2 protein-coding genes are annotated in these 2,594 nt (G+C 62.5%); both read right to left on the bottom strand.

Features of this window, described 5'->3' with window-relative positions; genetic code table 11:
* A partial coding sequence (locus WCB02_RS21130) for a c-type cytochrome (protein ID WP_423961087.1) occupies window positions 1-881 on the bottom strand: 881 nt, incomplete at its 3' end.
* Window positions 882-883: 2 nt separating this feature from the next.
* The coding region (locus WCB02_RS21125) for a xanthine dehydrogenase family protein molybdopterin-binding subunit (RefSeq protein WP_423961086.1) at window positions 884-2,594 on the bottom strand (1,711 nt) is incomplete at its 5' end.

Raw genomic sequence — 2,594 nt, 5'->3', positions numbered from 1 at the left:
GTGCTGAAGGAGTGATCGACGGCTTCGCCCATCGGCCCCGATGCGGTGCCGTGACCGGAGGCGTGCCCTGCGGAAAGATAGAAGGCGATGTCCTGATCGCTCCAGCCGCCCAAGCCCGTCGCCTTGTCGGAGGAGATATTGAAGGCGCGCCAGCCGTCGACCGGAGCGCCGCCGAATTTCTGCCGGTTGTCGAGCGCAAAACCGATATTGCGCGGCGTATGGCATTCGCCGCAATGCGCCAGTGCTTCGGCCAGATAGGCGCCGCGATTCCATTTGGCGCTCTGCGACGTATCGGGCTCGAAACGTGTGTCGCGATTGAATATCAGCGACCAGAACATCATGACCCACCGCTGATTGAACGGGAACAACAACGCGTTTTCCGGCGGCGTCACCCGTACCGGCGCAAGGCTGAACAGATAGGCCTTGATGGCCAGCGCATCGGCGTCGGTGACGTAGCTGTAGGACGTATAGGGCATCGCCGGATAGAGCCGCTGGCCGTCGCGCCGAATGCCTCGATGCATCGCATCAATGAACTGCTGATCGGTGTATTTGCCGATGCCCGTCTCTGGGTCCGGCGTGATGTTGGTCGAGTACATTGTCCCGAACGGGAGCTTGAACGGAAAACCGCCTGCAAAGGCCTTGCCGCCGGGCGCAGTGTGGCACACCACGCAATCCGCCGCCTCCGCCAGATATTTTCCGCGCTCGAGCATATCAACCTGTCTCATGGCAGCAGGCACGCCGGTCGGATCGTCTTCCTTGTAATCGGCCAGCGCGACGGTCTTGCCGCCGGTGAAGTCCAGGGGACCGGGACCGCGCAAATACCAGGCCGCGCCCAACCCAACGACGGCACCGGCGATGGCAGAGCCAATGAGAAGCTTCACGATCACGACTTCTTCTCCGCAATCAACCGCCTGTCGATCGGAAGCCGCCGCAACGCGACGCCGGTCGCCTCATAGATCGCGTTGCGCAGCGCGGGCGGCCCTCCGATCACGCTGGCCTCGCCGATGCCGCCCGGCACCTCGCCGCTCCTAACGACGTGAACATTGATCTTGGGCGCCTGGTTGATGCGCAGCATGCGATAATCGTGGAAATTCGACTGCTGAACGCGGCCTTTGTCGATCGTGACTTCGCCATACAAGGCGGCAGTGAGTCCAAAGATCATGCCGCCTTCGACCTGTGCGATGACCGTGTCCGGATTGATGGCGAGGCCGCAGTCCACCGCGAGCGTCACTTGGCGGATATAGACGTCACCTTCCGGATCGACTTCGGCCTCGACCACGGTCGCGATCGAGGTCTTGAAGGTCGGCTGCACGCTGACGCCGCGACCGACGCGCGGCGGCAGCGGCTGGCCCCAGTTCGACTTCTCCGCGACGAGATCCAGCACATATTGAAGGCGCGGCGTCTTGTCGAGCATGTCGCGGCGAAACGCGATCGGATCCTTGTTCACCTTGCGGGCCAGATCATCCATGAAGCATTCAATGGCGAACACGTTGTTGTTAGGGCCGACGCCGCGCCAGAACCCGGTCCGCATCGCGGGTGGCTCGACGCGGACATATTCCACCTGAAAATTTGGGATGTCGTACGGCGTATCCACGGCGCTATCGACCGCATCGGGATCGATGCCCTTCTTGAAACCCGGCGGAAACCATCGCGCGATCACCGACGACCCGGCGACGCGGTATTTGAAACCGACGATCTTGTCGGCCAGCAGCGATGCCGAGATGCTGTCGCGATAGACAGGGCGGTAGAGATCGTGCCGGACGTCTTCCTCGCGCGTCCAGACGATCTTGACGGGTCGATCGACCTCGGCGCCGATGCGGACCGCGACTTCGATCATGTCGACTTCCAGCCTGCGCCCGAATCCGCCGCCGAGCAGATGCTGATGGATCGTCACCTTGTCGTCCGGCACGCCGGCCGCTTTCGCCGCGACCGATTGAGCGCGGGCGATGATCTGCGTTCCGACCCAGACGTCACATGCGTCAGGCGTGACATGAACGGTGCAGTTCAGCGGCTCCATCGTCGCATGGGCGAGGAATGGCATCTCGTAGGAGGCGTTATACCGGTCGCCCTGGGCAAGGCCCGCGCCGATATCGCCGACGGATTTTGCGATCACGCCTTCGCTATCGTCGGAAGCGCGAAGATGCTCCCAGATGTCGCTGGAGCTAATGTTCGCGTTCTTGCCTTCGTCCCAGGTGATCTTCAGTATTTCGAGTCCGCGCTTGGCGGCCCACATATGGTCGCCGACGACCGCGACCACATCGTCCAGCACGACGATCTGTCGGACGCCGGGCATTTTCATCGCTTTCGCCTGGTCGCTGACGTCGGCAACCTTGCCGCCAAGAACCGGGCATTGCGCCAAAGTCGCGAATTTCATGCCGGGCAGCCACGTGTCGATGCCGTAGACCACCTTGCCATTGACCTTGTCGGGCGTATCGAGCCGCTTCAGGGGCTTTCCGACCAGAACGAAATCCTTCGGGTCCTTCAGCGGAGCATCTTCCGGCGGCGATAGTTGGCTCGCCGGCTCAACGAGCTCGCCGTAGCCGAGCTTGCGACCGGTTTCCTTGTGAAGCACCGCGCCATGGGCGGCGCTGCAG

Origin of the sequence: Bradyrhizobium sp. (assembly GCF_049581145.1) — a bacterium.
Taxonomy (GTDB): Bacteria; Pseudomonadota; Alphaproteobacteria; order Rhizobiales; family Xanthobacteraceae; genus Bradyrhizobium.
This window is presented reverse-complemented; position numbering and strand designations above follow the sequence as displayed.